General features: G+C 69.5%; 1 protein-coding gene. It reads right to left on the reverse strand.

Annotation, left to right across the window (positions count from 1 at the left end):
- Positions 1-5: 5 nt before the first annotated feature.
- A complete protein-coding gene (locus ACFOOR_RS07730; RefSeq protein ID WP_343165814.1) occupies positions 6-965 on the reverse strand; it encodes an IS110 family transposase in 960 nt (319 codons plus the stop codon).
- Positions 966-1,100 lie beyond the last annotated feature (135 nt).

Here is a 1,100-nt window from a genome sequence, read left to right on the forward strand (position 1 = left end):
GCACCTCAGCAACCGTGTTGTTGCGGGTTGTTCCAGGTCTGGTTTCTGGCGACGAGGGTGTTGAGGAGAATGGTGAGTTTCCGGGTTGCGGCGATGAGGGCGACCTTGGCCGGTTTTCCGTTGCTTCGCAGGCGCTTGTAGAAGGCCTTGAGACCGGGTTCGTGGCGTACTGCGGAGAGAGTGGCCATGTAGAGCGCGCAGCGCACGGTGGCCCGTCCCCCGCCGATATGGCGCTGTCCGCGCCACTGGCCGGAATCGCGGTTGACCGGTGCGACGCCGACGAGAGCGGAGGCCTGTTTGGGGCCGATCTGCCCCAGTTCGGGCAGTTCGGCGAGGATGATCGCGGCAGTCAGCTCCCCCACACCGGGCACGCTGGTCAGGAGTGCCCGCCGGCTGGCCAGCTCGCTCTCGGCCTCCACCGCGAGCGCGATGGCGAGGTCGACATTGGCGAGCTGCGACTTGAGCCCGGCGAGATGCTCGGCGATGAGCCCTTCGACCGCCGGGCCGGCCTGTTCAAGGCGGTTCTTCTCCGCCACGATCATCTCGATCACCTGGCGCCGCCGGGCCACGAGGGCGCGCAGGGTGCCGCGTCCGGGCGTGACGGGCGCGAGCGGGCGCTGGGGAACGGCCTCGGCGAAGCGGGCAATGATGCGCGCATCGAGCGCATCGGTCTTGGCGAGGCGGCCCGTCGCCCGGGCGAAGTCGCGCACCTGGCGCGGGTTGACCACGCACACGGCGAGCCCGGCCGCCTGCAGCGCGCGCACCAGGGTCAGTTCATAACCGCCCGTGGCCTCGGCCAGAATCAGGCGCGGCGGACCGTCCGCCCGCCATTCCCGCGCCAGTGAGGCCACCGCGTCACGTGTGTTGGCCACGCGCCGCACCGGCCCGTCCGGACCGGACGCCACATCCAGCCAGGACTTCGAGACATCGACGCCGATCACGGCGCCACAGTGAGATCCGGTCATGAGCGAGCTCCTCCTTGCCATGCGGGCTCAAGGCCCTAGCAACCGTTCGAGCGGACCCGAACGGCGGAGAAGCGAGCTGAGGTGCGGGATCAAAGCCCAAGGATGACACGGTTCTCCGCCGTGCTCCCGCAGGTC

It is taken from the genome of Hyphobacterium vulgare (assembly GCF_042643335.1).
GTDB classification, from domain to species: domain Bacteria; phylum Pseudomonadota; class Alphaproteobacteria; order Caulobacterales; family Maricaulaceae; genus Hyphobacterium; species Hyphobacterium vulgare.